The 24,093-nt window shown below is 51.1% G+C and carries 20 protein-coding genes, 24 tRNA genes and 3 pseudogenes; 31 read left to right on the forward strand and 16 right to left on the reverse strand.

What is annotated here, in order from left to right; all coding sequences use genetic code 11:
* Positions 1–39: 39 nt before the first annotated feature.
* Positions 40–432, reverse strand: a complete 393-nt coding sequence (locus SH573x_RS28045; protein WP_479351369.1) for a hypothetical protein — start codon at positions 430–432, stop codon at positions 40–42.
* 369 nt (positions 433–801) lie between these two features.
* Positions 802–1,458 (reverse strand): hypothetical protein, encoded by a 657-nt coding sequence (locus tag SH573x_RS28050; RefSeq protein WP_479351370.1) that lies wholly within the window; start codon positions 1,456–1,458, stop codon positions 802–804.
* Positions 1,459–1,930: 472 nt separating this feature from the next.
* Between SH573x_RS28050 and SH573x_RS28055 the strand changes: the two genes are divergently transcribed.
* Positions 1,931–2,230 (forward strand): hypothetical protein, encoded by a 300-nt coding sequence (locus SH573x_RS28055; protein WP_479351371.1) that lies wholly within the window; start codon positions 1,931–1,933, stop codon positions 2,228–2,230.
* A gap of 476 nt (positions 2,231–2,706) precedes the next feature.
* Here the strand turns inward: SH573x_RS28055 and SH573x_RS28060 are convergent, their stop codons facing one another.
* Both SH573x_RS28060 and SH573x_RS28065 read right to left on the reverse strand, forming a co-directional pair.
* The gene (locus SH573x_RS28060; protein WP_479351372.1) at positions 2,707–2,877 is read right to left on the reverse strand and encodes a hypothetical protein; all 171 of its coding nucleotides are present in this window, start codon (positions 2,875–2,877) and stop codon (positions 2,707–2,709) included.
* Between the two features lie 1,772 nt (positions 2,878–4,649).
* Positions 4,650–4,787, reverse strand: coding sequence for a hypothetical protein (locus tag SH573x_RS28065; protein ID WP_479356872.1), 138 nt, complete (start codon positions 4,785–4,787; stop codon positions 4,650–4,652).
* Between SH573x_RS28065 and SH573x_RS28070 the strand changes: the two genes are divergently transcribed.
* On the forward strand, positions 4,740–4,961 hold the full coding sequence (locus SH573x_RS28070) for a hypothetical protein (protein ID WP_479356822.1): 222 nt from the start codon (positions 4,740–4,742) through the stop codon (positions 4,959–4,961). The two genes, SH573x_RS28065 and SH573x_RS28070, sit on opposite strands and share 48 nt — an antisense overlap.
* Here SH573x_RS28070 and SH573x_RS28075 read toward each other — a convergent pair.
* Both SH573x_RS28075 and SH573x_RS28080 read right to left on the reverse strand, forming a co-directional pair.
* Positions 4,869–6,464: a metallophosphoesterase family protein gene (locus SH573x_RS28075; protein ID WP_479351373.1), complete on the reverse strand. Its 1,596-nt coding sequence runs from the start codon at positions 6,462–6,464 to the stop codon at positions 4,869–4,871. The two genes, SH573x_RS28070 and SH573x_RS28075, sit on opposite strands and share 93 nt — an antisense overlap.
* Positions 6,465–6,950: 486 nt before the next feature.
* A complete protein-coding gene (locus tag SH573x_RS28080; protein WP_479351374.1) occupies positions 6,951–7,463 on the reverse strand; it encodes a hypothetical protein in 513 nt (170 codons plus the stop codon).
* A 486-nt stretch (positions 7,464–7,949) separates the two neighbouring features.
* Between SH573x_RS28080 and SH573x_RS28085 the strand changes: the two genes are divergently transcribed.
* From SH573x_RS28085 to SH573x_RS28125, 9 genes are all read left to right on the forward strand, one after another.
* Positions 7,950–8,021 (forward strand) — tRNA-Phe (locus SH573x_RS28085).
* Between the two features lie 72 nt (positions 8,022–8,093).
* A tRNA-Glu gene (locus tag SH573x_RS28090) sits at positions 8,094–8,166 on the forward strand.
* 188 nt (positions 8,167–8,354) lie between these two features.
* A tRNA-Pro gene (locus SH573x_RS28095) sits at positions 8,355–8,427 on the forward strand.
* A gap of 224 nt (positions 8,428–8,651) precedes the next feature.
* Positions 8,652–8,723 (forward strand) — tRNA-Lys (locus tag SH573x_RS28100).
* Between the two features lie 7 nt (positions 8,724–8,730).
* Positions 8,731–8,803, forward strand: a tRNA-Ile gene (locus tag SH573x_RS28105).
* Between the two features lie 21 nt (positions 8,804–8,824).
* A tRNA-Lys gene (locus SH573x_RS28110) sits at positions 8,825–8,897 on the forward strand.
* 12 nt (positions 8,898–8,909) lie between these two features.
* Positions 8,910–8,980, forward strand: a tRNA-Thr gene (locus SH573x_RS28115).
* 36 nt (positions 8,981–9,016) lie between these two features.
* A tRNA-Gly gene (locus SH573x_RS28120) sits at positions 9,017–9,087 on the forward strand.
* A 10-nt stretch (positions 9,088–9,097) separates the two neighbouring features.
* Positions 9,098–9,171: transfer RNA gene (locus tag SH573x_RS28125), tRNA-Pro, on the forward strand.
* Positions 9,172–9,183: 12 nt separating this feature from the next.
* On the opposite strand, the gene SH573x_RS28130 is transcribed toward SH573x_RS28125, so the two are convergent.
* Positions 9,184–9,408, reverse strand: a complete 225-nt coding sequence (locus SH573x_RS28130) for a hypothetical protein (RefSeq protein WP_479351375.1) — start codon at positions 9,406–9,408, stop codon at positions 9,184–9,186.
* A 17-nt stretch (positions 9,409–9,425) separates the two neighbouring features.
* Here SH573x_RS28130 and SH573x_RS28135 point away from each other — a divergent pair.
* From SH573x_RS28135 to SH573x_RS28205, 15 genes are all read left to right on the forward strand, one after another.
* A tRNA-Asn gene (locus SH573x_RS28135) sits at positions 9,426–9,500 on the forward strand.
* A gap of 12 nt (positions 9,501–9,512) precedes the next feature.
* A tRNA-Ser gene (locus SH573x_RS28140) sits at positions 9,513–9,597 on the forward strand.
* A gap of 17 nt (positions 9,598–9,614) precedes the next feature.
* Positions 9,615–9,686: transfer RNA gene (locus tag SH573x_RS28145), tRNA-Gly, on the forward strand.
* Positions 9,687–9,688: 2 nt separating this feature from the next.
* Positions 9,689–9,759, forward strand: a tRNA-Gln gene (locus SH573x_RS28150).
* Between the two features lie 215 nt (positions 9,760–9,974).
* A tRNA-Val gene (locus tag SH573x_RS28155) sits at positions 9,975–10,047 on the forward strand.
* 93 nt (positions 10,048–10,140) lie between these two features.
* Positions 10,141–10,215 (forward strand) — tRNA-Asp (locus SH573x_RS28160).
* A gap of 83 nt (positions 10,216–10,298) precedes the next feature.
* Positions 10,299–10,371 (forward strand) — tRNA-Leu (locus SH573x_RS28165).
* A 181-nt stretch (positions 10,372–10,552) separates the two neighbouring features.
* Positions 10,553–10,626 (forward strand) — tRNA-Leu (locus SH573x_RS28170).
* A gap of 9 nt (positions 10,627–10,635) precedes the next feature.
* Positions 10,636–10,709 (forward strand) — tRNA-Leu (locus SH573x_RS28175).
* A gap of 14 nt (positions 10,710–10,723) precedes the next feature.
* Positions 10,724–10,808 (forward strand) — tRNA-Tyr (locus tag SH573x_RS28180).
* A gap of 8 nt (positions 10,809–10,816) precedes the next feature.
* A tRNA-OTHER gene (locus tag SH573x_RS28185) sits at positions 10,817–10,890 on the forward strand.
* Between the two features lie 7 nt (positions 10,891–10,897).
* A tRNA-Leu gene (locus tag SH573x_RS28190) sits at positions 10,898–10,980 on the forward strand.
* Positions 10,981–11,139: 159 nt separating this feature from the next.
* Positions 11,140–11,215, forward strand: a tRNA-Leu gene (locus SH573x_RS28195).
* A 20-nt stretch (positions 11,216–11,235) separates the two neighbouring features.
* A tRNA-Val gene (locus tag SH573x_RS28200) sits at positions 11,236–11,308 on the forward strand.
* A 100-nt stretch (positions 11,309–11,408) separates the two neighbouring features.
* Positions 11,409–11,479 (forward strand) — tRNA-Ala (locus tag SH573x_RS28205).
* A 169-nt stretch (positions 11,480–11,648) separates the two neighbouring features.
* On the opposite strand, the gene SH573x_RS28210 is transcribed toward SH573x_RS28205, so the two are convergent.
* The gene (locus tag SH573x_RS28210; protein WP_479351376.1) at positions 11,649–12,143 is read right to left on the reverse strand and encodes a hypothetical protein; all 495 of its coding nucleotides are present in this window, start codon (positions 12,141–12,143) and stop codon (positions 11,649–11,651) included.
* 982 nt (positions 12,144–13,125) lie between these two features.
* Between SH573x_RS28210 and SH573x_RS28215 the strand changes: the two genes are divergently transcribed.
* The 3 genes from SH573x_RS28215 (at position 13,126) to SH573x_RS28225 (ending at position 14,717) form a co-directional block, all read left to right on the forward strand.
* Positions 13,126–13,656, forward strand: coding sequence for a DUF4365 domain-containing protein (locus tag SH573x_RS28215; protein WP_479351377.1), 531 nt, complete (start codon positions 13,126–13,128; stop codon positions 13,654–13,656).
* Positions 13,646–14,308, forward strand: coding sequence for a hypothetical protein (locus SH573x_RS28220; RefSeq protein WP_479351378.1), 663 nt, complete (start codon positions 13,646–13,648; stop codon positions 14,306–14,308). The genes SH573x_RS28215 and SH573x_RS28220 overlap by 11 nt, the downstream gene beginning before the upstream one ends.
* 238 nt (positions 14,309–14,546) lie before the next feature.
* Positions 14,547–14,717, forward strand: a complete 171-nt coding sequence (locus SH573x_RS28225) for a hypothetical protein (protein ID WP_479356874.1) — start codon at positions 14,547–14,549, stop codon at positions 14,715–14,717.
* Between the two features lie 16 nt (positions 14,718–14,733).
* On the opposite strand, the pseudogene SH573x_RS28230 reads toward SH573x_RS28225, so the two are convergent.
* The 4 genes and pseudogenes from SH573x_RS28230 to SH573x_RS28245 form a co-directional block, all read right to left on the reverse strand.
* Positions 14,734–15,207: pseudogene (locus SH573x_RS28230) on the reverse strand (ATP-binding protein); the annotation flags it as partial.
* 8 nt (positions 15,208–15,215) lie between these two features.
* Positions 15,216–15,659, reverse strand: a complete 444-nt coding sequence (locus SH573x_RS28235) for a hypothetical protein (protein ID WP_479351379.1) — start codon at positions 15,657–15,659, stop codon at positions 15,216–15,218.
* Between the two features lie 28 nt (positions 15,660–15,687).
* Positions 15,688–16,131: a hypothetical protein gene (locus SH573x_RS28240; protein WP_479351380.1), complete on the reverse strand. Its 444-nt coding sequence runs from the start codon at positions 16,129–16,131 to the stop codon at positions 15,688–15,690.
* 23 nt (positions 16,132–16,154) lie between these two features.
* Positions 16,155–16,394 (reverse strand): hypothetical protein, encoded by a 240-nt coding sequence (locus tag SH573x_RS28245; protein WP_479351381.1) that lies wholly within the window; start codon positions 16,392–16,394, stop codon positions 16,155–16,157.
* A gap of 603 nt (positions 16,395–16,997) precedes the next feature.
* On the opposite strand from SH573x_RS28245, the gene SH573x_RS28250 reads away from it, so the two are divergent.
* On the forward strand, positions 16,998–18,059 hold the full coding sequence (locus SH573x_RS28250) for a hypothetical protein (protein WP_479351382.1): 1,062 nt from the start codon (positions 16,998–17,000) through the stop codon (positions 18,057–18,059).
* Between the two features lie 321 nt (positions 18,060–18,380).
* Here the strand turns inward: SH573x_RS28250 and SH573x_RS28255 are convergent, their stop codons facing one another.
* Positions 18,381–19,400 carry a restriction endonuclease gene (locus SH573x_RS28255; protein ID WP_479351383.1) on the reverse strand — a complete coding sequence of 340 codons (1,020 nt, stop codon included), beginning with the start codon at positions 19,398–19,400 and terminating at the stop codon, positions 18,381–18,383.
* A 700-nt stretch (positions 19,401–20,100) separates the two neighbouring features.
* On the opposite strand from SH573x_RS28255, the pseudogene SH573x_RS28260 reads away from it, so the two are divergent.
* Positions 20,101–20,426, forward strand: a pseudogene (locus SH573x_RS28260) (recombinase family protein).
* Between the two features lie 11 nt (positions 20,427–20,437).
* Here the strand turns inward: SH573x_RS28260 and SH573x_RS28265 are convergent.
* From SH573x_RS28265 to tnpA, 3 genes and pseudogenes are all read right to left on the reverse strand, one after another.
* On the reverse strand, positions 20,438–22,885 hold the full coding sequence (locus SH573x_RS28265) for a P-loop NTPase fold protein (protein WP_479351384.1): 2,448 nt from the start codon (positions 22,883–22,885) through the stop codon (positions 20,438–20,440).
* A gap of 384 nt (positions 22,886–23,269) precedes the next feature.
* Positions 23,270–23,533 carry an IS66 family insertion sequence element accessory protein TnpB gene (tnpB, locus tag SH573x_RS28270; protein WP_479351385.1) on the reverse strand — a complete coding sequence of 88 codons (264 nt, stop codon included), beginning with the start codon at positions 23,531–23,533 and terminating at the stop codon, positions 23,270–23,272.
* Positions 23,527–23,823, reverse strand: a pseudogene (tnpA, locus tag SH573x_RS28275) (IS66 family insertion sequence element accessory protein TnpA); the annotation flags it as partial. The gene tnpB and the pseudogene tnpA, both read right to left, overlap by 7 nt.
* Between the last annotated feature and the right edge of the window lie 270 nt (positions 23,824–24,093).

Consider the following 24,093-nt stretch of genomic DNA (forward strand, 5'->3'; position numbering starts at 1 on the left):
AGAAAATTTGCGTGACAAGAAATGTGCCTGATTTAATTTCTAAGTTGTACTATACAGAAGCTTGATGGCGTCCATCGACTTCTTGGACAGCGGGTTATCGTTGTTTGATTCGAACTTCACATTTTGCACGTGGTCGTTGGTGATCATAGCTGTCGTGGTGAACGTAAACAGCGATTCGACGATGGCTCGATCTTCCGAAAATCGCTGTAGATAATCCGCTACCACAGGCTGCTCGCTTCGGTCTCGTCGCAGCATGAGCTCGACGGCAAGCAGCTCTCGCAACAGATGGGATCGCAGTTTGGGACTTTCCAAGGGCAAGTATTCCTCGATGCGAGGTTGGCAGCCCTCGCGAAACTGCTTCTCAAATCGATCCACAAGTTCATCAATGACGACTAGTTGTGGCTGCGAGAGCTCGTTCGATGGTCCGTGCATGGGCATACCGCCTTACAGGCTGTTGAAGAAGTCGTTAAACCCTAAAAACGGTGCTGCGTATGCATCACCTTGGAGCTATCTTGAGATGAAAAGCGTGGTGCAGCCTGGTGTTCACCTAATTCATAGTAGAAGTAGGACGGGTCTCCAGGCCCGTCCGGCGGCACCACATCGTTGGGCGCCCGATGTTTTCATTGAATCCGCTTATGGCCCTACTGTAGCGCCATTGCATTGGACGCCGAACGATTTCATACTGCCGGACGGGCCTGGAGACCCGTCCTACTGTTTAAGACTTCGCTTAAATCCACGCAGGGCTGATTGGTTAGCCGTTATGCCTTTGTCCTTTATTGCTCCGCAGTTAGCATCTCCCGTTCAAGTCCCGAACTGTTTCCAAACAGCTTTTTGAATCATCTCTCGATGTGCGGAAGTGATTTCACTCGGCCCGCTTTCGATCCCAACTGGTGGTGCGCGGAATAGTACTGCCAGAAACACGCAGGCAGCCAAGTAGGAACCCGCCACACTGGGATGACTTTGATCACGATCATACAGCAGCGGCTGTGTGTGTTTCGTTTCAAACTTTTGCCATGCCAGGCCTACTGGCACTACGATGGACCCAAGTTCGCTGCCAATCGAATTGTAGGCGTCAGTAATCGCTTGCTGCGAATCGGGCGAGTGCTCTCGGGCCCAAGTCATGTATAACACAGTTCTTGACTTAGCCCGTTGAATCGTCTCATCAAACAGACGGATATTCTCCGCCATGCGACTCGCGTTCTTAATCGGAAGCGTACTTTGCTCCTGAAGGACTACGTAGTTATAGCCGCCGCCGGCGATGGCCCCTGCCGCACGGCCCGCGTTCCAATGAGTTCGCAGCGATGCGCCGCCGACGCTGATCAGATCGTGACTGAGTAACAAGCCACGTGCCAGCGCCAAATCTTTCAGCATCCCGGGTAGATCGTTGCGCTGAGTAAAGCTATTTCCGATGAAAAGCAATTTGACCTCAGCCGACGGCTTCTTGTTGTGCTTGGGCATTCGCCATTCTCCGAGTGAAAATCATGATTGGGGGGAAAGAGGCAGCGAGACGCACGCGTTATTCAACCGCCTTTGAGATAGGCCGCTAGATACTTCGCTGTTCGACTCTCTTTCGCAGCAGCAACCTCGTCAGGCCTGCCTGCAGCCACAACTTGTCCTCCTTCATCTCCAGCGCCAGGCACCATGTCAATGACCCAATCACTACTGACGACAACTTCGCTGTCACCTTGGGAACGCCTAAATACTTTCCTAGTGCACTCACCTTGGAGGAATTGCGCGATATTTCGGCGATCGCGAACGAGCTCTCGAATACTACCCCGGGGCATTCAGGACGTCAAAACCAGAGCCCACGGAACTCACTAACTTAGCTCTCGCGCTCCGCGAGAGTGGGCAAATCCGAGCGGCACTAAGATTCTCATTCCCCGGCGGAATTGGAACGGCGACGATCCTTTCCGCACAAGCTTAACATTACATGTCAGCGAACAGCTTCCTGTTGGGATGGATCGAAGGCTACGTCAACACTCGGTGCGAATATATTCAACCAACGGAAACATTTTTTAAGGCGATTCGAGGAAGCCTGTTTGTCTACGGCTACGATGAAGACGAATTCTTCAGCATGCAGTTCGAAGCCCCGAACGAATTTGCCGCCAAGCTCTCGGAGCTGAGGCAGAAAATCCCCATACGTCCTGAAGCCAAAGTAGACGCGCTCACCCGCCTCAACGACACAAGGACCTGGATTGAAAAAGCAAAACAGGAATCGAGACGCATCTGACGCCACGGACTCCAAGCCTGGTTTCAATCGTCAGTTTCAAACCGCAGATCGATCACGACGCGTGCAATTAAAGCGTCGGCCGACGATACTCGAGCGATACCGGCCCTAGTGAATCATCAGCGGAGATCCGCAAATCATAGGTACCGAGCTAGTTGAGAAGCGGGTCGTAAGTATCGATTCGACCAAGACTTGCAGAAAGTACAACCAAATTGATTCGAACCATCAACCTTCGGTTCCGTAGGTCGCACCATTCAAGTTTCGTGACCAGTACAAATCTCTCCTAAGTGCTTGTCATTTCTGCACTTGCAATCTCGACTCTCCATCGCATCGAACTTGCCAACTTTCTGAATTATCCGATGTTTTCTAACGGCGTACAAGCGATTCTGTACCGAATTCTGTACCGCATGTTGACGATCAGCACCTTCGGAGCGATGGTTGATCGCGAGAGATCAAGCAACACGAGTCGAAGGCGTTGATTACTTCTCGGGCAAACGCTGCTCTTCGCGGTTAGACTTAACCGCTCCACAGCCTTCATGGATCTCGGGTCCTGTGACGAGGCAACTCGACCAATCTGCGATGGTTTCCCGTTTGAAGTCACTTCGCTTGCCAACGATGAGGACCAGTGCAATATTCACCAGCGTTGGCATGAAGCCAGTATCTTCGAAGGAATTTGAATCGATACACGATCAATGAGCATTCGTGTTCAGCATGCCGGCCTTCTTGGCCTCTCCTCACTTTGGCTTGCCCCAGGGGAGCGCAAGTATGATGGCTAGGCCTCGCGTTCCTAGCCTAACAAACTCTGCTTCCTGTCGTACAAGCGGGCAGGGGAGCCTTGCACGGGGGCGTTTACGAGCGAAGGAGTGTCCTTCGCGGAAATCATGTTGACTGTGCAGATATGTTGAATCCAGGCCCGACTGTCGTCGCCGTTGGTGACACAGGACGAACCGTCCTGTGTCAGTTTCACACTCTGTCTGTCTATGGGCGCCTCAAAGGCCTTTGGGCGCTCACTGACATGTCTTTCTCGCACTGATTTGGCACACCGGTGCGTCCACTCTGTGATTGGGGGCCAGACTGAACACATAGCGGTAAAGCCGACCATCGGTTTGATTGTGCCGACGCTTGCGCCATGTACACGTCAAAACTGTGTGTAACGAATTGAGATGCTATCGTAATCTTTCCAGCCAATTTCAAATCCTTGTGCGTGAAGGAACTGTCGAAGCGATTCCCAATGACTAGGAAACACGTCTGCACCTGGATCGTCTAGGCCGAAATCATCAAGTAGAATCCAATGGTCGCTAGCCCCCTCGTGATACCTGATTGATTCCGCCTGACACCGAATTTTGCACACCAGGAGTTGATTACTTCACCAAGCTCGCCTACGTTCGTTCCACCGTTCGCCCTGCGAACACTGCAGTATGTGCCCTGTTAATGACGACCTCGTGGTCAAATTCGAATACCTGCCCATACGTGGCCACGAAAAGCTCTTGCGCGTCGGTCAGTACAAAGGTCATGTTTCCCCCTATGTTTCTGATAAGTGGAGAGCTAGCAGAACAAACGATTGCCAACAACTGAAATCAAGCGTCGATATCCGGCAATAGACCTTCCGCCAACAGCGGTCTTGCTCATCTTACGTGTTGCAAATCTTATCGCCCACTCAAGCAAACGTAGAGAGCTCGACCAATGAAGTTGCCATGGTAGAGCGTAGATCCAGAGGTCTCAGTGCGACCACGTCGGTTTGCCAATTAAAACAAGCGTTTCCGCGTTCTGTACCAATCCAGTACCAAAAACGCTCCACAATCCGCAAAAACCCAATAAAAACAAGGCCTTTTGAAGAAGAGCCTTTGCTCCGCGGGTCGGAAATGGCTCAATTCCCACTGATCAACTCAGGTTGCATTTCCCCTTATTTTTTCAGCGTTTTTCGTACTTCCATGCAATCATTCGTTGCTTGCGAACTTTTTGGATTATGTAGATTTCTACGGCTTTATGCAAGCGATTCCGTACCGGTTTGTGTACCAGCGAAATAACCTTCGGTACCAAAAGGCCAACAGTCTATCTTTTGTGCACGAATATGCACGGTTCGAGTGGCAATTGGCAATTGCGTACGCCACTACGTAACCTCCATTGGCCGGATCGTAAAACGCGGAGCAGGTCCTTCTGTTGCTTATCGTCTGCGAATGCGCGGGGACGGCCTGTGAAATGAGGGGGACTGTGGCCCGCGCATCGACAGTTCTGTCGTGGCGGCAGGTTGGCCGATGCTCGGCGGCCAGACTAGTAGGGACTACCCTCTCATCGAATTTCTTACCCCTGTCTGTCACTGCAGTGAGTTCGGCTCAGATTATTGTTGTTCGCCTGCTTGAAGATGCAGCAATAAGTACCTTGAGGTGCAGCCGTCGACTAGTCACAGTACCAAGTCAATTTTTTAGCTAATGCTCAGCTTAACACTGAGCTTTTGAATTGCTTGCATACCAAGCCTATCGATATGCGTGAGAGCTTCGATGCACTGTTCGATATCCTCTCGGCTGACTTCGGTTGTGATACCAAAGCTGGCGAACTGCATCTGCTACTCAATCAATCCCGCCATCACGTCGGAGTCTTTTACTGGCGCAGCGATGTCCTGGCCATTTTCATTCTCATGTATTCACTGCTTTCTTCGATTTTGTACGGACGGCATGGGCACGTATACGTGAGTGACCTCCGTTGTCCCATCTTCAAACTCCAACTCAGCTTGTAGCAGAGACCCGCCCCAGTAGGTGAACACGGCACGGAAATCTGGGTCTTGTTCCCGGGTAATTCTCACGGAAGGAAACCAAACTTTGCCACCGCTCCATGTAACGGCTATCGGATCGTCTTCAGGCACTCGAGGATAAGTTCCCTCATGCCGTACAATCCTCAAATGCACTTCGATTGTTTGTCCTGGAAGCATGGCCGGGCGCATTTCCCCAACCGGATAGTTGCGCCGCGTTCTGCGACTCTCTGCTTTGCGAGCCTGGTTAGCCTTTGAGTCTTCCGCCACGCTTGGCGCATAGTCCATTGAACCTTCGGCGAGACCGGACTGATCCAGATTGGAAGTGTAGCTGCGATCGTCAAAGGCCAATGTTCGCCATTTCCATTTTGTAGGATTAAGTTCGATACCGCCGCCTTCGGGTCGTGTAACTAGGCCCCGGGTAAGGACTTGAATACGGGTCGTTGCTAGCTCTTCACACCAGTGGATGCGAATCCGGTTGTAGCATTGTGTCGCGATATCTGGTTCTGGAAGCTCCTTCGAACCGCAAGATCCGCCAGCTACAACGAACAGAGAGTGTTCTCTCGTTTTCAAAAATGCGTTCCGGATTTCCTCTCGAAAAGTGTGGGGGTAATGCTTGTGGCCATGCAGGACCAAGTGAAAGCCATGCTCGTGCAAAACGGGCATTAGCCACTCTGCTCCCACCACTGCGTCGTATCCGCGCCCCGGCTCTGCGAACGTTGGTAGTAGTACGGGATGGTGGTGCATCATGGCTACTTTGATAAAACCTTTCTGCTCTTCATTTAGAGAGGCAAGTTCGCGCTCAATCCAATCTCGCTGGGCGATGCTCAAGTCTCCCCTGCATTCCTCACCTTCTTGGTTCTTAACTTTAAGTTCTGTGTTAAGGCTGAGCACAATCGCTTTCGCAGACTCAATGATTTGCAAGCCACCGAAGAATTCTCCGTTCTTCGGGTCGTGGGGTTTTCCTGTGACGCCGGTCAAGAAAGAGGCATATGGCCCCCATCGCAATTCCTCATCGTCTTCGTTCCAGACCACATCGTGGTTTCCTGGGCAATAGAACAACGAGTCTTTCGTTAAGCCTAGTTCCTCAACTTTACTAAGGCGTTCTGCAAAAAGTCTTGCTTGTTTAAATTCCGTCGCCGACGCCGTTTGAGTGAAGTCGCCGCTTAGACAAACAATCCGATGCATGTCAGGAACTTCAAATCTCCTGTCTGCACGTTCACTGATTGCTAGTGTTGGGCGCTTTGGCTGAGCATCGGCGGAAAGAAGGTCTTCGATAAGTTTGTCGGCAAGCGATGGAGCCTCACCAACTCTGGTCATTCCATCTGGCGTCTGGGGTTGCGCGAATCGATGGTTTTTTCCAAAATGCATGTCTGAAACGTGAATTATCTCAAGATAGTTGGGCCTTGGCTGTGGATTTGACATAATTTCCGGAAATTGGTTAAAGAGACTACTGCTTGCCGCGCTCAAAGAATTTTCTGAGGAACGCATAAAACATTATTAAGCGATTTGTGGTCCCAATGAAGTGGAACTGCCCTCTGCATAATAAAGCTAGCAGATTGTTGCACGGCTGCCAATTCGGGGACTCTCATCTCGTGGGCATCTTTTGCTATCGCCATGTACTCAAGCAATTTGAGATGCTGATTCACTGCCTTGCCGGCATCGATAAAAGGCTATTCGCGAGTGTGGTCGCGCTCAGCCTAGCCAACACATTCAGCATACCGAGAGAACTGAACCGGCGAGTTCGCCAACGACGGATATGTTTAAATGTCCCCAATAGCGAGCGGAAATCGGACTCGTTGGGCCCACGTTTCCATCATCTAGTCAGTCGAGACCGCGCGCAGCCAGGGCTTTACGATCATCTACTTACAACGTGGATCGAAGCAGAAATTGCACGGCGACGATGCGACAGCGGCAGAAAATATCGCTTGGATTTTGCTTGACCTCTGGCCGTTCCCAATTGATGCCCGGTTCTATCTAACCAGCTTCGGCGGCAAACATCAGTGGGAAAGCGGCCGAGCGCTGGATTGATGAGACTTCGACAACGGTTCCGCCCGGCGGTGTCTGGCGTGGATTGATGTGAGTCATTGGACCTTCATCGTAGACTTCGCAGGTGAACCGATCGGACGGCGCGAATCGATAGAGCTGTACAAGCAGTTGCAGGATTACTAGATCGGCGTACTCGTAGTCTGTGCCGAAGTTGGCGTAGAGGCATGGAATGCCGTCGACGTCTTGGCGGTGCACGACGACCGATAAGTCGAGTTCGAGGAAACGTAGGTGATTTTCATGCTGTCCGCTGTCGATGTCGAATGGTAAATGCGCCGAGAGGCCATTGCTATCGCTTCTATCAATCATTCCCTGAGCCACGACTTGGATTTTCGGCCCGACTGAATCCGAGCCTTCGATGTTAATGATGTAACCATGCTCAGACGGAATCAGCTCAGCGCCGGTGTAGTGCAATGCAGATCGGACGCTTGAGAATTTGATCATGGTCTTCAAATATTAGGACCGAGGCTTTTAATCGAACGTTCCAAAAATCAAGGCGAAAGTTGTCCACTTTCTGGGCGCTAACGGCAACTACACGCGAGAGATAGCCTGCGCCTCGAAAGCCCATCGTTGTTGATTCGCGGGAAAAATTTCTTGGGGTTGACAATTTTCTGCGAACCGAAACAAACGAACAGCGTCTATATCTGCAGAACGCGAACAATTGAGTCGCGGGGTGAGAAGTCTGGAACACCAAACACTGGTTACTGAATCATGAGCTTCATACGGCCAAGTTTTACCCGGTCAAATATGACCGAACGATTGAATGGATATGAGGATTGTATCGTGTCGCAAGACGCGAATGCGCTACCCTTACATCCACGTCGGAGGTAACACACGGCCATACAACGAAGCAAACGTTGGCAGACCCGGTGTTACCCACAAGTGACACCGGGTTTTTTCGTGCCTATTTCCAACGATTTACATACAGATGGACTGGTAGCTGAGACGGTATAGCGCCTGCCTGAAGAGCAGGAGAGGAGGGTTCGAGCACCTCCCAGTCCACTGGATGCGCACCTGGCAAGAAACACACTGAGCTCAACTGCGCTAGAGGTGCGCACCTACATAAACCAATTCGGCTCGTTCGACTTCTGGTGAGGTCGCTGGTCTTTCAAGCCAGTTAGGTCGGGTTCGAATCCCACACGAGCTGCTGATGAATGAATGGGCTTGCCGACGGGTCGGCGCTTTGACTTGCACTCAAGGCTTCAGGGTTCAACTCCCTGCAGGTCCACTGGCGGCGAAGCCGCAGAGCAGTAGAGAGGAGAGAGTTGAAAGTAGAAGAGATGACTGCATCTACTGCGGTCTACTTTCTACTCACTACTCTCTCGACCGATTAATCGGGCAGAGGTGCAGATGGGAGCACGCCTGCTTTGGGAGCAGGAGGATCTCGGTTCGACCCCGAGGTGCCCGACTTGATGAAATGGTAGTCGAGGGCTGGAGCCCATATCCGTCTGATAAGCGGATCGCGCTGAGTTCAATTCTCAGGGCTACCACTGCGGCTTCGCCGCAGAGCAGTAGATACGGGAAAGTTGAGATTAGAGAAGAACGCGGAGAACAGTCATGCGTGTGAAGCCAACTTCGATCACGGATTGCCAGTCAGTTACTCGCTTGAAACGCATAGCCATAACCATTCATGAGGTTGTGGTGTAGCGGCAGCACAGCGGACTTTTAATCCGCAAAGCGTGGGTTCGAATCCCACCGGCCTCACTCATCACGGCGTGCAGCTCAGTGGTGCGAGCAGCGTCCTTATAAGACGAAGGCCGAAGGTTCGATTCCTTCCACGCCGACTTGGAAGACAAAACACAAATGGGATTGTGGCAGACATGGTAATGCACCGGTCTCTTAAACCGGCCGATGTGGGTTCGATGCCCACCGATCCCACTGAATGAATAAGCACTGATGGTCTAGTGGAATGACACCGCTTTCGTAAAGCGGTTGCGTGAGTTCGATTCTCACTCGGTGCTCTCGATCTTTGACAATCTGGTTGAGCCAACAATAAGGCGCCTATGGTGTAGTGGTAACCCATCTGCTTGCCAAGCAGAAAACGTGAGTTCAATTCTCACTAGGCGCTCTTTAATTATCAGGGTGGGGAAAGCCTGGCTACTCCGCGTGCTTCGGGAGCACGAGATCGTCGGTTCAAATCCGACCATCCTGACTGAGTGATCGATCAATCGATGACGTCGATCACTTTATGTTGCTTCGGTGGTGGGAGAAGACTTACGCGAACTCGAATGCCGACTGGCAGACTTGCACACATATCGAATTTACCTTTAGCAGAAAACCATCGCGGCGGGACAAGGGCCGTGATTTTCGTGCCATCGTCTACTTCAACTGTGACTGTGCGAAATTTTGCATCGACGACTGTTCCATCGATGTGGTGCGAAGTGTTCATAAACGAATTGTAAATACTCCGGTGGGTCCTGTGCTGGTACGGGAAGGCGACTGTTAATCGCCCAGACGCAGGTTCGATTCCTGCTGCCGGAGCTTTGGTTATGTGGAAGGGCAAGCCGATTGGCGACGGTACTCCGTTCGAAACGGAGCGAGCGTAACAGCCTTGCGAGTTCGACTCTCGCTCCTTCCGCCTTGTGTTAGATGAATGTGCCATTGGCCGAGCGGCAAAGGTTCCAGGCCTCCAACCTGGCGAGGTCGGTTCGACTCCGACATGGCACTCTCGGGTGTTGACTAATGGTAAGTCAGCTGTCTTTGAAGCAGCTCTATGGAGGTTCGACTCCTCCCGCCCGCGCTTTCATTTGTTCGATGACGAGACACATACATGGTGGTCGTCCTGTACTGGTTCAGGAGCTTGGCTGTGAACCAAGCCCATGTCGGTTCAATTCCGATCGATCACCCTTTTACTTTGGAAGACATCCGGCTGGATGAGGAAACCGTTTTGAACACGGCTGGCGCTAACACGCTTCGGGGTTCGAGTCCCTGGTCTTCCGCCTGGTTGAATTACATAGTCCTGTAGCTAAGCGGCAACGGCAACTGGTTTACACCCAGTCAATCGACAGTTCGAGTCTGTCCAGGACTACTTGGTTATTGGCGCTAATCCGCTTGGTGCGGGGTGTGTCTGCAAAACACACTGACAGCGAGTTCGAATCTCGGTAGCGCCTCTTTCGTTTACGACCCATTGGTCCAGCCTGGAGTGGACGCTGCCCTGTCACGGCGGAGATCACCGGTTCAAATCCGGTATGGGTCGCTGGTTAGCTGTTAGGAGTTAGGAATTAGGTATTAGGAAAACACACTCCTCATCGCTAACTCCTAATGCCTAACTCCTAGTTCGGTGTGGTACGCCAACGGCTGAGCGGCTTGTCTTAGGAACAAGTGTTTGTGGGTTCGAATCCCTCCTGCACCACCTGTAAAAATGTCTATGAGGTGTAGTGGATGCGCACGCGACCCTGCGAAGGTCGAAGATCAGGTTCGATTCCTGGCATGGACACTGAAACGATATGGCTTGCGAGTGTGATGGATTCGCACGACAGTCTTCGAAACTGTTAGACAAGGTTCGATTCCTTGGCGAGCTACTTTCTGAAAATGGTGCGGTGCGCTAATTGGCATAGCGACTGAGCTCAAACCTCAGTGTTTGTGGGTTCGAGTCCCACTCGCACCACTTGTGTTCGACGTGGTACGCGAACTGGCACAGCGGCGAAGCTTAAACCTTCGTGATTGCGGGTTCGAATCCCGCCTGCGTCACTCGAAAGTTAAATGGGTCGATTGGACTTGGGAGTCCAAGCTGTCTGTAAAACAGTCGCTCATTGATGAGCAATGTAGGTTCAATTCCTACTCGGCCCACTGAATATGGCTCGGTGCGATGTTGGTATTTGCAGTCAGCCCCTCAAGCTGACGTCCGCCGGTTCGATTCCGGTCCGAGTCACTCAACTCACGATGTGGTGGAACTGGTAGACACGCGACGCTCAGAACGTCGTGCCATCAAGGCGTAGGAGTTCGAATCTCCTCTTCGTGACTTTTGTATTGCAGGCTAGTTGGTACTGAGCTGACTTTCATAAGGTTGGTAACCCGGTTCGATTCCGGGGCTTGCAACTTGCGGGTGAGCCAGCGCTCAGCTGAGCCTCATAAGCTCGGACGGCCAGGTGCGACTCCTAGACCCGCCATTTACTTCGTTGGTCGAGTACGCAAACCGGAAAAGCGACTTGGTCGAGAGCCAAGTGATTCTGCAGGTTCGACTCCTGTCTCGACCTCCTTGCTTCAAGTTCAACATGATCGCATGGTCCAGCGGCTAAGACGCCTGCATGACACGCAGGAAATCGAAGGTTCAATTCCTTCTGCGATCACTCAACGAAATGGTTTGTAGGTGTTCCGGCAGCACGCGTTCTTGGTAAGAACGAAGATCGAGTTCGATTCTCGAACGAACCTCTGCGATGAAACATAAATGGGGTCATGGTCCAGCGGGAAGACATCGCCATGGCATGGCGAAAACCCGAGTTCGAATCTCGGTGACTCCACTCGAATTACTTGGAAGGTAGCCGGATACGGTTTGCCGGGCCTGTTTGCTAAACCATTCACTGGCTCAACCAATGCAGGAAACACCGCGTTTTTCTCTGCAATTCTTGCTAATTAGCCGATGATAGCCGACTACAATCTGCCCTTGCCGAGTGTACGTACACTTGGAAACTAAGTACGTCTCGATACGATGATCGGCTCGCCAGATGTCTGATCTATTGCGTTACTAAGTTCGAATCCCCGTTGCATAAACATTTCGGCAAAACAGTGCTTAGCGGTGACATGCCATCTGCATAGTTCGTTGACGCTGGCTTCGGAAATGGGCTGCGGTGGCACTTTATCCGTGAGCATCTGATGCCATTCAGATGTTGCAACAACGATATCCGTGCCACATTCATCGAAATGCCGGAACTGCCGTACCGTTGCATCGATTGCTATGTTTCCTTGCCAATGCAACCAAACATGGCCTTTGCTAGGGCTACCAATTTCGGGGTTGCAACTCGTTTTGCGCTCTAAGCCTGTGATGCCAAACCAGTGAAGACAAATTGAAAGCAGATCCGATGTTTTGTCACACAATTCCGGTCTAGCACTCCCCGATCTTTCCCGCGCCCAACGGTTGGCTTTCTCAACAAATGGGCGAATGTCATCCGCGGTGAGGTGGTTCAAGAGATCCTCCTTATAGTGCGAGCTTGCTTGCTCGTCATTATATAGTCTTGAACCGATGTACTCGCTATCAACTTTCCAAAGTTGGCTTAGCAGGCAACCGACGTTGCTTCCCACGGGGGCAGGATTCTGCACGTTTGTAAACGACGCCTCGATCGTCCACTGTCAACTGCCTAACTTGCTACGGGAAAGAATCCCTACTCCATTGAAAATGCAAGTAAAATGACACAGAATATCACCATATCGCAGTTATGGAGTATTCCAAGGGGACGATCGTTTTTGAGAATGTAAGGAATTGCCTGCTGGTAGCACCGCAAAAGAACTGGGCGATGACTACAGATTCGGCAAAAGTATCTGTAAAACTCATTTCAGGTGACATGGATAACTGATTGGGGCCGTGTAGAGGCAAGACAGCTACCGGGTAAGCATTTGGTGAGTGTGCTCATTAGAGGCGTCAACCGCTGCAGGCATTGTGGCTTCAATGAGTACCGTATTGTGCACCCGGTGAGAGTTGGGGAAATTCATCCATCAAAAAGGGCTACTACAATGTTTAGGAGTAGGAAGAAGGCTGTTGCCTGGCGGTGTCGAGGAAGTCTTTGAGGGACCCTCACCGAAAGCTGAGAAGGCGGAGCCTGCCAATGCCGATCTCCACGAGCAGATCGGCAAGCTCAACATGCGGCTAGAGTGGCTGAAAAAAGCGGCCCGGCGCGGTTGCTGAGAAGCGACCGTGAATCGATTGGGATCACCCATCGCCTAGTGTTCGAGGGCAGTAACCTTCTCGGCTTGAATCGATCAAACCTCTATTACGAAATTGTGCCAGAGTCGTCAGAGAGCTAGTACAATCAAGCGTTACTTGGAAATAGATTGGATTTAAGTATCCATTGCGCATTCGCAATTAGAGCCCCAAGTAATCTGGCGGTAAAAGCTAAAACCAGCTCCGCTTTCGAACTAGAGCGCAGCTATAATGTCGGGCAAAGGATGACATATGCTTACAAAACAGAATGTCGAATCGGAACTTAGTTATGCGTATCTGCATGCGGTCTCTGCGAAAGCAGGATTTAGTTGTAGGCCAAGTGATAGGCACGGTGATGCAGCATGCATAGATGCGACAGTCATGTACGACTCGCATGTCGCACTGCTGACGGATTCCATACTGAAGCACGTGACGCTCGACATCCAACTGAAAGCATCGTTCCAAGCGTTGCCCATCAAAAACGACGCGTATTCGTTTTCGCTTAAACGTCGTTCGTATGATAGGCTTCGAAGCAAACGCCTTTCGCAGTTTTTACTCGTCCTACTTGTGCTCCCAGACAATCCAGATGAATGGCTCACGGTTTCTAAATCGGAATTGATCGCGAAGAGAACTGCTTTTTGGGTGTCCCTTCGGGGAGCCCCAGATATTTATTCAGATTCAAAAACGGTATATATACCCATGAACAACCAGTTAACACCTGAAAGCTTGCATGCAATTATGTGTCAATTGTCCAAGCTGAAATACATTAACTATGAGCAGTAAAGAAATTGGTGTTGGCTCTCCGGATGTCTGGCCACCTGCTAAGGTCATGCGATTTGCTATCGCAAAAGGCTGGAATAAGATTCTCGATGCAGACGGCTACAAGATCTTTGAAAGTCCAGATGGTTTTCAAATAAATATTCCTACCGACCCCGCGTTCGATGACTATCCATATAGAGTTAGAGATTGCATTGAATCAATTGAGGCATGGGAACGTCTGCTTGAGGAGAAGCAAGGATTTCCCTCTGAGCAGTATGTAAGTGATGCAGTTAGCAGGTTGGACGTTTTTCGAGAGTCGGAGGCTGATTCTTTACGTGCACATGTTAGTGAAGCCATAAAACGGACCTTAGACGTTGAGCATAGCCTGCAGCTTGCAAACCTGAAGGCAGACTACCTTGAGAAAAAACATGGATATTACATTAGATGTTTTTGGTTTGCAATTTTGTTTGCTGCAGTTGCAGTCATGCTCGAATCGATGCAATTCTCAATCAAAGATCCAGAAGTTGTTCGCTGGAACCATATCGCGGCTAGCATGTTCGCAATGTTAAGCGTTGTCGTCATGTTTATAGTCCGAGATGAGTTCCAACTGTCGTATGAGTTCGCGGTCAAATCATTAGAGGACGAGAGATCTCGACGAAACGATATGAGGCTGTAGATCCTGAAGGCACGGCGATAGTGCTCTGCCACTCACCGACAAAGATGCGCCGAAGCTCGACCCGCTGACCGAAGTCGGCAGTGGATCGGAGCGAGAGAAGCAGCAAGCCTACCTGCACGAGATCATCGAGCAGCTCAACACGCTCTTTGGCACCGACACCACTGATGGAGATCAACTGTCTTGCGGGAACGCGGTCGGCAGCAAGATTTTGGAGTCGACCACGCTCCAACAGCAAGCCGTGAACAATAGCGAAGAGCAATTCAGTAATTCACCGGACTTGGACAATGAACTTATCGATGCAATTATTGACAGCATGCAAGCCCAAGAGGAACTAAGCAAACGCGCACTCGACTCAGCCGAGACTCGCCTGACCGCTTGGGAAGTTGCTTCATACCCATGTCATCGATGATCAGTAAGTCAGGCTTCAGGTAGCGTTGTAGGATGCGTTCATGGCCCTCTATGGCTTCGTCATGTAGGAAGTCCCTGACAGTATCGAAGATCGAGCGGTAGTAGACCGTCAAGCCGCATCGCACGGCGCATAGGCCAAGCGCCTGACATAGGTGGCTCTTGCCTGTTCCTGGCGGTCCTACCCAGAGAACATCACGACGTTCCCGAATAAGCTTGCATGTCGCCAAGTCAAAGACCTAGCTCTTCTTGAATGATGGGTTGAAGCTGAAGTCGAAATCCTCCAGGCTCTTGGTATCTCGAAAGCCTGCCATCGCCGTGCGCCGACTGATCTGTCGATCACTGCGCAGCATGAGTTCATCTTGAAGCAGAAGCTCCAAGAACTCACGATGAGTTAAGCCACTGGTTGCTGCTTCATGCAAGCGAACTTCCAGCGAGCTGGCTAGCCCTGAGAGCCTGAGCTTCTTGAGGCTTGATACTAAATGGTTATCCATTCCTGCCTTTAGCCTCCAGCTAATGCCTTCTTAAAGAACTCGTCGTATTCGAGTATCGGCCTGATGACCGGATGCTCGTCCATGAACTCCATGGTCTGTTGTACGGCTCCGCCGTTTTCTAAAAGACGCTTGATAGTTCGGCAGCGAAAGCTGCCACTGCGCCAGGCGATCTCGGTGGCTTTCTCGATCTCGCTGGACTTGTACTTGCTTGATAGGCTTATAAGTCCTTGAATGATGCGCATGCCACGCACGTTATGAGCGCTGAGTGCTCCTTCAGCCCAGCGCGAGGATTGAGGGCCAATAAGTCTCACTTTTTCCAGTAAACACTTGGCTCCTCGCTCGATGCCGCTGATCTTCGTAGGAGCGATATGTTCGCTCAGATTACTGAGCTTGCTTTTCTCCATGCGAGCAGGAATGGCTATCTGCACATATCGCTTATTGAACATGCGCACGATGCGATCATTCCACCTGACCCATACTTCACAGTCCAAGTACTCCGGTGGCGCTGAGTAGCACGATCCCTTGACCTCGACGTGTCATATCGACTGACTTTGCGAACGCTTCTTCATAGATCGGGAACGGCTCAGTCTGTAACGGCGCGAGCATGGCTTTCTCAACGTGCAGGAACTGCTCGGCCACGTGTTTCTTAGTTGTGCCATGGATCCGAGTGTCAGTTACATTCTTCTCCCACTCAATCAGATACTGATTCTGCTGTGCCCGGCTTTCGAACTTCTTTCCTTTCAGTGCATTCTCTTGAACGTAATCGACGCCTCGCTCCACTTTGCCTTTGTGCTGCGGTGTGGCTGGCCGAGTCGGAAGCAGTGTGAAGGCCAAATAAATGCAGAAGCTCGTGATCTTGGGATTGAGCTCGGGATCATACCAATCAGCCTTCTTTACAGGCGATGAAGCATTGTCAAAGACCATTCTCAAGTGAATGAATGAGCGACTCAGTGGTCAATCGCGTCAGCTTCGGTGTAGCCCTTACGTGAATGACTCAGCACCATTCGAAAGACATAGGTCTTGCGGTACTTGCCCGTATGATCTTTGCAGCGAGCTCCTTGTCCATAGTCGATCTGCATCTCTTGACCAGGCTCAACTTCCATCCGACGAACTGGCAGTTCCTTGCTACCGGTACCCGCGCCCTTTATGAACGAAGAGGGGAAACTTGTTCGCGCGTTTTGGTACATTTACAACCATGCCATGGTCCTTTCTGTTTCGTGGCATCGGACCCCGAACCTTGCCAGAGGTTGCGGGGTCCCCCATCACAACCACTCTGGCTGCTCGATACACGCTTCGTCGGGGACGCATGACGTTCGGGTCGCACCGAGATCCGGAAGGCCATCTCCTGCGTGATAGCTCGCTGGAAGAACTCGACGAGCATGTTGGGCAAGCGGTGTTGTAGATACGGAAGGCTGGCATCGAAACACCCGACGTGGTGAAGTACCAACGATCGTTCTCCGGACACGGCCAACTGTTGCAGTCACGAATACGATGGCTCGACTAAAAGAATTCGGGAACGCACTTTGACCGCCTATCGATCCAATGAGTTTCTCATTCAACAGAGTCGCGGGTGGCTCAAGTCGAACCTAGCGTGTCCAACGACCAAGCTTGTCAAACAAGTTGTGGTCATCGGTTTGTGTTCGCGAGGATCTTTTGTAGAATTTTGCTTCCGGTGCCGTTAATTGTACAAACTGTTCGAGGACATAAATGAGCGACCTATTTCGTCCCGTTGCCGTGCGGTAAGCTAGCACTGAGCCTCTTACTGACGCTTCGCACATGGAGAATCTGGGATGGGAGTTTGGGATTTTGAAAATACATCCTTAGTGATCCTTGGCGCGGGTTTCTCCAGGGCGGCAACTGACCAGGGCACGCCGCTTATGAAAGGATACTTTGATCGACTCGACATGGAGAAATACCCAGAGCTGTTCGAGTTCGTACTTGAAAATGGCTGTGATCAAAGTTGCAGATCAATTGTCGAGGCGAACATTGAGGAGGTATTACTCACCCTTGAGCAAATTCGAACTTCGGACCGTCGTGTCTTGGATGGCTGGTTTGATGAATGGATAGACAAGGTACCTACGCTCAGGCGTCAGGTAGGTGACTACACGATTTTTCGTCTTGTCGACTCGATTGAGTACTCGTCCGAAAACTGGGCCGTAAACCTCTTGGGATCAACGGGCTTTCAAACGACGTACATTTCATTGAACTATGACAACATTGCTGAGAGCATCCTATCGGCGCGTATTGGTACAACGCATTGCAATGGCGGAAACTGCCCGCACTGCAGGATGCGACAGTTGCTCGCCGCAACTTGCAACTGTTTATCTCGGTCCAACTCTGTCCAGCGTCTTTGGAAAGGCGCGCTACTAAAGCCGCATGGGTCTATTGCGTGGAGTCGTTGTGTTAATCCGGAGTGTTGCTCGCGCGAGTGTATCGTTGCTAGATGCGATTGCCATCCAGCCAGGAACGAACGATGTTCGACCTGTCGAGAATCAAATGCGCTGGCGATGATCCTTCCGACAATGAGTAAGAATCTTAATGAATTGCCTGAAATAGCGGCTATGTGGCAGGCTGCCAATTTAGCTGCATCTGAGGCGGAGTCTATCTTGCTGTTTGGATTCTCCTTTCCGCCAAGCGATGCTCTCTTCGCAAGGATGATCCAGCATGCATGCAAAGGTGGACGAATTAAGCGAATTGGAGTTGTAGACCTATACCCCGACGTGGTGTCGAGCCGAGTACGTAAGCTCATCGCACCAGCTTGCAATGTAGAGTTTATCGAGCTTCCGGTCCCCATCGTTGGCGTACCAACTTGGTTCGAGGCTAAAGAAGGAGTCTTCGATGTGGACGACTAAGCCACGCATTGATCTAACACCTGCTTAAGCTCTAGCACTTTACCTTCGCTTCTCGTTGATGCTTATAGTGCGCCTTTGGTTCGTTCCCGCCATCCAAAACATCGAAGCCTGACAAACCGGAAAAATTCCACAAAGACTCGTGATTCAGATATCAAAGCGCGGACGAACAAAGAATCCCACACATAGTTAGAAGGGCTGTCGTGCGTCCTACACCGCTATGGGCGGCAAGGACACACGGCAACGCTAGGAGCGACCCAGCTACCCACATACGGCGCAACTGCCTCGCGGACAACATTGTACTGTATATCCAAAGGTTTGAGATCACTCATGGTCTGCATCGATTGCTTCAGGAACGTAGACCCTCCGCAGCGGGAGGAGACCCTTGTAGCGAGAGTCGAATTGGTCGTAGTGCTGGAAAATGAGTTTAACGAGCTCCTCGCCGTCGACTAATCGAAGGTTACTTTTTGACTTGGCGAAATTCCTCGCATGTGTAGTAAACGTCCCCAGTGTTACAAGCAGTCCGAACTCGCCCGTTCCCACCTTCCCGTATAGTGCCGAGGCGATCGGGTCTCCAATACTACCTTCGCTACTCTTAACTTGGACCTTAATGATCGGCGGTTCAAAACCCAGTTCATCCTTGTGCGCGACTATATCGATGCCACCATCTGGACCCTCTTCGGAAACCCGAGTCCGGTAGCCCATCGTATTGAGCAAGTGAGCGACAAACTCTGCGAAAGGGTGGCCCTTAAGTTCTTGAGCTAATCGCTTGAGAACGAAATCTCTCGTTGTTTCCTCAATATCTTCAGCGACCGCCGCTACGGATTCATCCTGGCCTGCAGGCGTGACGACCGCCGCTTTGCCTTCTATTGCAGCACGGAATTCATCCGCATAATTCTTGATGAGGAAGAAGCTCATTGCGGACCCAACCTCGTACAGTGCACCTTGACTGAAGTGCGTGCGTGGAACCGCGCGCAGCCACTTGATCTGGCGGAGATGCGGATAGCCTGGCTCCAATGCAGTATCGTACTGGTAGCTACCCACGACCTGCCCAAGGTGAATGTGACGATCGCGTTTTGACGGGTACGCGATAAGGTCACCGACCTTCATTTCGTGGACGAAGCGGTAGAGCTGGCCCGCGTTGTTAGGAATGGCACCTGGCTTGGCATCGGGATATGCATTGGCGACGGCGACCTTAAACGCTTCTCGGTCAGCGTTGATCTTGGACAAGTCGCCGATCGACAGCCAGCCGAGCCCAACATAATACTTCTTCAGGAACAGTGAGTCAGCGTCGCCCGTCTTACCACCGTGGATTCCCCACAAACTATTGTCAGTTGGTTTCACGGTTTGGGCCCTGCTTTCTATTATTCATCAACCAGTCTATTTGTACTAAGCCACACATCGGCGGCTGACCGATATTCATATCCTATAAAACATCGGTCGTCGCTACGAAGTATCTTACTTGATGACAAGTTAATTACCATTTGGCGATCGGTAGGGTTGAATTGCGGTCTTTTCCACGATGTTTGCAGCGAACGATCTTCTAGATCCTGACGCATCGGTTCTACGTCGAACGCTTGCTCGTGAGTCAGACCTCCAAAGTCCCAGTTCTCAACCTTGTGGCGTCCATGGGCCTCGTGGAGCTCTTGAACTTCACGTCTAAAAATCAGCGTCGTAGTAAGGTCTACGTACGGACCGTTGAAGAACGACTCCGGCAGACGTGCGCCCAGAATTTGCGGTGCACGATCCGGCAGTGATGCCTTGAAGGAGCGAGCAACCAGTGAGCTATCAGCATAGCGTCATCCTCGGCTCGGCTTCCGTCATCATCTCTTTGTCGGTCTTATCTTTTCTACGTCGTCATCATCGCCCTCATCTTCAATCATAGCATCTCCATCGGGTATTAGAGGCCGTAACGACAATTGACTAGATTGCGCTCTCAACTCTCTGCCTCGAAGTTGAGTTGGCGCAGTGAAATCGGCGACCACAATCGCCGCCAATCGTGCCTATATCCTGGCTGGTTCAAACTTCTTTGCAGGAGTGGCAGATGGCATTGGGTTCGGCGGTTCTTTGCATACGTGTGAGTACTGAAAGCCAAGCGGTTGAGGGTGTAAGCCTAGAGGCTCAACAGGCTCGACTGAAAGCGTGGGCCGTTGCAAACGACTTCCGGGTGATCAATGCGTGCGTTGACGCTGGCTTGAGTGGTGGGCGGACAAACGCCCAGGGCTGCAATATGCTATTGCGGACGCATGCCGTCATAGTGCTGTTTTGGTGGTCTTTAGCCTGAGTCGGTTGGCAAGATCAACGAAGGATACGATCGCCATAGGTGAGCGACTCTCTAAGTCGGGTGTTCATTGTAAACGGGCCATGTGAAGACCGAATGCCTACTCGGTTTCAAGATTCGTAGAGCCATTTAAACCGACGTTGGTTGGCTCAATCGATCCGTCCTTTTCAATTTCGGAATTTGTTAGCCCAGACTCCGTCGGCGATTCTAAAATCTGACGAAGCGCAGTTTGATCGTAATCGTCGAGCTTTGAGAGTATATCAGGATTGGCTGCATGTGCCTTTAAGAGTTCGGTTACTCGCGGAGCGTTCTCGTTGAAGAAGTAGCCAAGTAGACGTGTATCCAATTGCACCGGATCCGTTTTCAATCGCCCCTCCCGACGGGAACACAGGCTCACAGCAATTATTATTGCCTTCGCGTCTCCATCACTTAGGCCTTGTATCAAGATAGGCCCAAGCCATTGCCAATTCACGCCATACAATAGCGATCCCTGCAATGCCGCAACCCCACTACTAGATCGGTCATCTGCGTCTTCGTAAATAAGGTCTGATAAAGCTGAACGCACCCATTCATGGCTGCCTATGGCGGACGTTAGTTGGCCATGGTTATTGACTGCGTCGCGAAGTATATCGCTGGTTCTACTCCTCATTTCTAGGCTAATGGACGGGGCGATCACAGAATTGGTGCCAGTCCACAAGCGATTTAAAGCGTACACCATTCCCATACCACGACCACAAATTGTTTGAATACGCCCGCAAATCCAAGCGATCATCTGTGGGTCGGGAGGGAAGTATCTTGACACAATCTGACGAAGCGAATTAAAACCCTCTGATCCCCACGTAGTCTCATTGCCGTTAGTCTCAACTGTCAATTCAATAACTTGAGAAAAAAGGTCGAGTACATCTCGGGAATTATTTCCAAGTAAGGACTCATGAACGCACTCGAACGTCTCGACGTAATGAGTGGAGCAAACTAGTTGGGTAACTAGATTAGAATCTGGAGATTTGGAGGCCATCCAGTCTTCGATGTCTTTGAGAACCGTTCGGTCAGCAATCTCGGATGTTGGTATACGTTCATTACAGACCCTTCTCCAGTAGCGATCCGTCTTTACAGATTGAGGGCGAAGATTGGTTGCACCGCGACTGCCATTGAAGACTAGGCTAGCCTCCGGGAACAGGTAAACAATCACAACCTCTGCAGCTCCAGGGCTCCAGTCACACGCTCCGATGCGAGCTCTCCATTGTTGCAAGAGATACTCTTGTCCAGTCTGTGATTTTCTCTTGTCCTTATCGAGAATAAATCGGTTGCGAAATTCGAAGAGGAACCCGAATGCCTCTGGCGCGGCGACCCGCAAAACGTTTACAAGGAAAAGCTCGACCCAATTCACTTCACCCAAAAGTTGCTCGCCCCACACGTAGTGCGTACGGCGAAGAGCTAGTCTAAGCGCTCGCGGCGTTCGGAGTAACTCAACGACGGCCCTTGCAATCGGCTGCAAGGAAAATTCATCTGTCATGTATGTTGACAGTGCGCTGAATTCAGACAAATGTTCTGTCGTATCTTGCATTCGGGATGGATGGACATTCTTCATGTCCTCACGATGCACTCGCGTGAGCAATCTGTGCAACTCAGGAATCCCCACCATGGGTACATACTCGATATGGTCCGTCAGTTTTCTAAAATCGATCATGCGTGCTGAACGCGAGTCTGCAGCAAGTACGAACTGCAGTCGACTATGCTGTCGAAGTCGATACAAGAAAGCACAAACATCTTGAATAGAGAAGTTCAATGTTTTATTTCGATCTAGATCTTCGACAATAAGTATCAAACGCGAGTTGGTTTGCGCCAGCAAATCAGAAAGTCGCTCGAATTGCTCAAACGAGTCTTTACGGCCCATCGTCAGGTCTACAATCGCGCTTAACCAGTCACCGCCAGCCGCAAAAGTTTGTCGGTAACTTTCGGGAAGGGATCTGATGTGGAAAGTGTCAACCCTCTTTTCGACTTCGGCAATTCCAGCGCGAAGGATCTGCTGAATGGCCAATGATGAATTCTCGAAACCCCAGCAACTCTGTCGAACCCAGAACACGTGTTCCTTGTTCGCATTGACTTTCTTGTTGCGCACGTCAACTATTGCCTGCATCCAATCGATGATTGTCGATTTACCTGCACCGAATCCGCCAATGAGACCAATGGATCGAGACTCTTGAAGCAAACGATCGGCCAGTTTTTCTGCAAAAGTCAAATGGCCAAGGCCATCATTCACAGGGCAGCCTTCCGTGCGAAGCCATTCCTCAATCTGCTCCCAGTCAGCATCGGCCAAAGGCGTTGGCTGGGGAATCTTGAATGCCTCGCCATCTTCGGATGCCGAAAAGAGCCAGTGCCAAACGGTAACTAACGAGAAAGGAAGGCCTAAGTACAGGGCCCAGTCAATAGTTGTTACCTCGTCTCGTTTGAACAACCTCCGACCAATTTCACCAAATACTGACAAGTCTGCCAAGCAAAGAATCAGCACCGCGAATAGCCATGCAAGCCAAACGGGCGGATGAACCATCGGCCAACTAAGGTGCCGTAGCCGAGGTGACAGAAGCCGGAATGCGAATGCAATCGCACAAGTCGACGCTGCGACAATAATCAGACTTGTTTGCCAGAGAGTTAGGTGGTCACGGCAGAATTCGTGAACTGCTTCCGGATACACTCGAAAATATGAGATTGAGATAGAGAGTCCTACTAACGCAAATACGAAATGCCCGAGCCAATGTGCCTGATTCGGATTCTCTATAACTGCTATAAGTGACCGTTTTGTCGCTTTGTCGCGAAGCGGTTGTTTATCTTTGTTAGTCGAACTTCTGAACATATATGTCTCTGTTAGGAGGTTGCGGTCCGCGCTTACTCTCCGGCTGGCTTACCCATCTGCACCGAATGCGGCTTCGACCGTTCATTGCCGTATGTGGTGCCCGGACGGCGAGATTTTTGTGAGACTAGATTGTACCTTGCCGGACAGCGAACGGATTGACGCCTGCAACTCGATTGAGCCGCCCCGTCGATTTGTTTGGATGGATTGTACTTGAAGAACACGATCGTCTAAGGGACCCTTCTTCAGCTGCTCGATCACCAAGCCACACACGCCATCGAAGCCCTTGCGCATGTCAGTCGCGCCAATCGCGATGTAGATCTGAGTCTGAGCACTGAGCGTCAGCATGGTCGAGCAGCCTCCGCCATATCGATCGCTCGCAGTACCTTGACCAATTCAGCTTCAGTCGCCGAACCATTAATCGTGAGCGATAGGCCGGAAGGCGTGAACACTTGAATGCAAGATCTGGCTGCAGGCTTACGCTGCTCTACCGGGGCGCTGACCAGTTTGACTGGCAGAATCACCGGAACTTGAGACGCTGCTGGCTCCGCCTCCCGCTGCGACTTAGTGCGCCACTGGTAGAACGAGGTAGACGCAATCTTTCGTTCTTGACAAAACTCTACAACTGACAAGCCCGATCGGCTATGCTCTTCCTAAGCCCCTTGCCAATACCGAACCCTCTCCACACGACCTTCACGACTTACACCTGCCATAGCTAGACTCCTGGGTGAAACAAACAAACCCATCGAATCTAGCATCCCAGGCAAGATGTGGGGCCTGTGACACAATCAAGCAATGGCCAGGTGAAACAGGGTAGGGACCTAGAACCACGAAGAAATGCACAGACTCGTGGACATAGTCGCTGGTTGGAATCTTGGCGAATACGGACCGTATTCAAGCGGATGCAT

The sequence above is a fragment of the Rania fehmarnensis genome (assembly GCF_056494185.1).

Coding starts and splice junctions, on each gene's coding strand:
- SH573x_RS28045 (WP_479351369.1), bottom strand. CDS start 432: ATGCACGGACCATCGAACGAGCTCTCGCAGCCACAACTAGTCGTCATT.
- SH573x_RS28050 (WP_479351370.1), bottom strand. CDS start 1,458: ATGCCCAAGCACAACAAGAAGCCGTCGGCTGAGGTCAAATTGCTTTTC.
- SH573x_RS28055 (WP_479351371.1), top strand. CDS start 1,931: ATGTCAGCGAACAGCTTCCTGTTGGGATGGATCGAAGGCTACGTCAAC.
- SH573x_RS28060 (WP_479351372.1), bottom strand. CDS start 2,877: ATGCCAACGCTGGTGAATATTGCACTGGTCCTCATCGTTGGCAAGCGA.
- SH573x_RS28065 (WP_479356872.1), bottom strand. CDS start 4,787: ATGCAGTTCGCCAGCTTTGGTATCACAACCGAAGTCAGCCGAGAGGAT.
- SH573x_RS28075 (WP_479351373.1), bottom strand. CDS start 6,464: ATGCGTTCCTCAGAAAATTCTTTGAGCGCGGCAAGCAGTAGTCTCTTT.
- SH573x_RS28080 (WP_479351374.1), bottom strand. CDS start 7,463: ATGATCAAATTCTCAAGCGTCCGATCTGCATTGCACTACACCGGCGCT.
- SH573x_RS28130 (WP_479351375.1), bottom strand. CDS start 9,408: ATGAACACTTCGCACCACATCGATGGAACAGTCGTCGATGCAAAATTT.
- SH573x_RS28215 (WP_479351377.1), top strand. CDS start 13,126: ATGCTTACAAAACAGAATGTCGAATCGGAACTTAGTTATGCGTATCTG.
- SH573x_RS28220 (WP_479351378.1), top strand. CDS start 13,646: ATGAGCAGTAAAGAAATTGGTGTTGGCTCTCCGGATGTCTGGCCACCT.
- SH573x_RS28240 (WP_479351380.1), bottom strand. CDS start 16,131: ATGGTCTTTGACAATGCTTCATCGCCTGTAAAGAAGGCTGATTGGTAT.
- SH573x_RS28245 (WP_479351381.1), bottom strand. CDS start 16,394: ATGTACCAAAACGCGCGAACAAGTTTCCCCTCTTCGTTCATAAAGGGC.
- SH573x_RS28250 (WP_479351382.1), top strand. CDS start 16,998: ATGGGAGTTTGGGATTTTGAAAATACATCCTTAGTGATCCTTGGCGCG.
- SH573x_RS28265 (WP_479351384.1), bottom strand. CDS start 22,885: ATGGTTCATCCGCCCGTTTGGCTTGCATGGCTATTCGCGGTGCTGATT.
- tnpB (WP_479351385.1), bottom strand. CDS start 23,533: ATGCTGACGCTCAGTGCTCAGACTCAGATCTACATCGCGATTGGCGCG.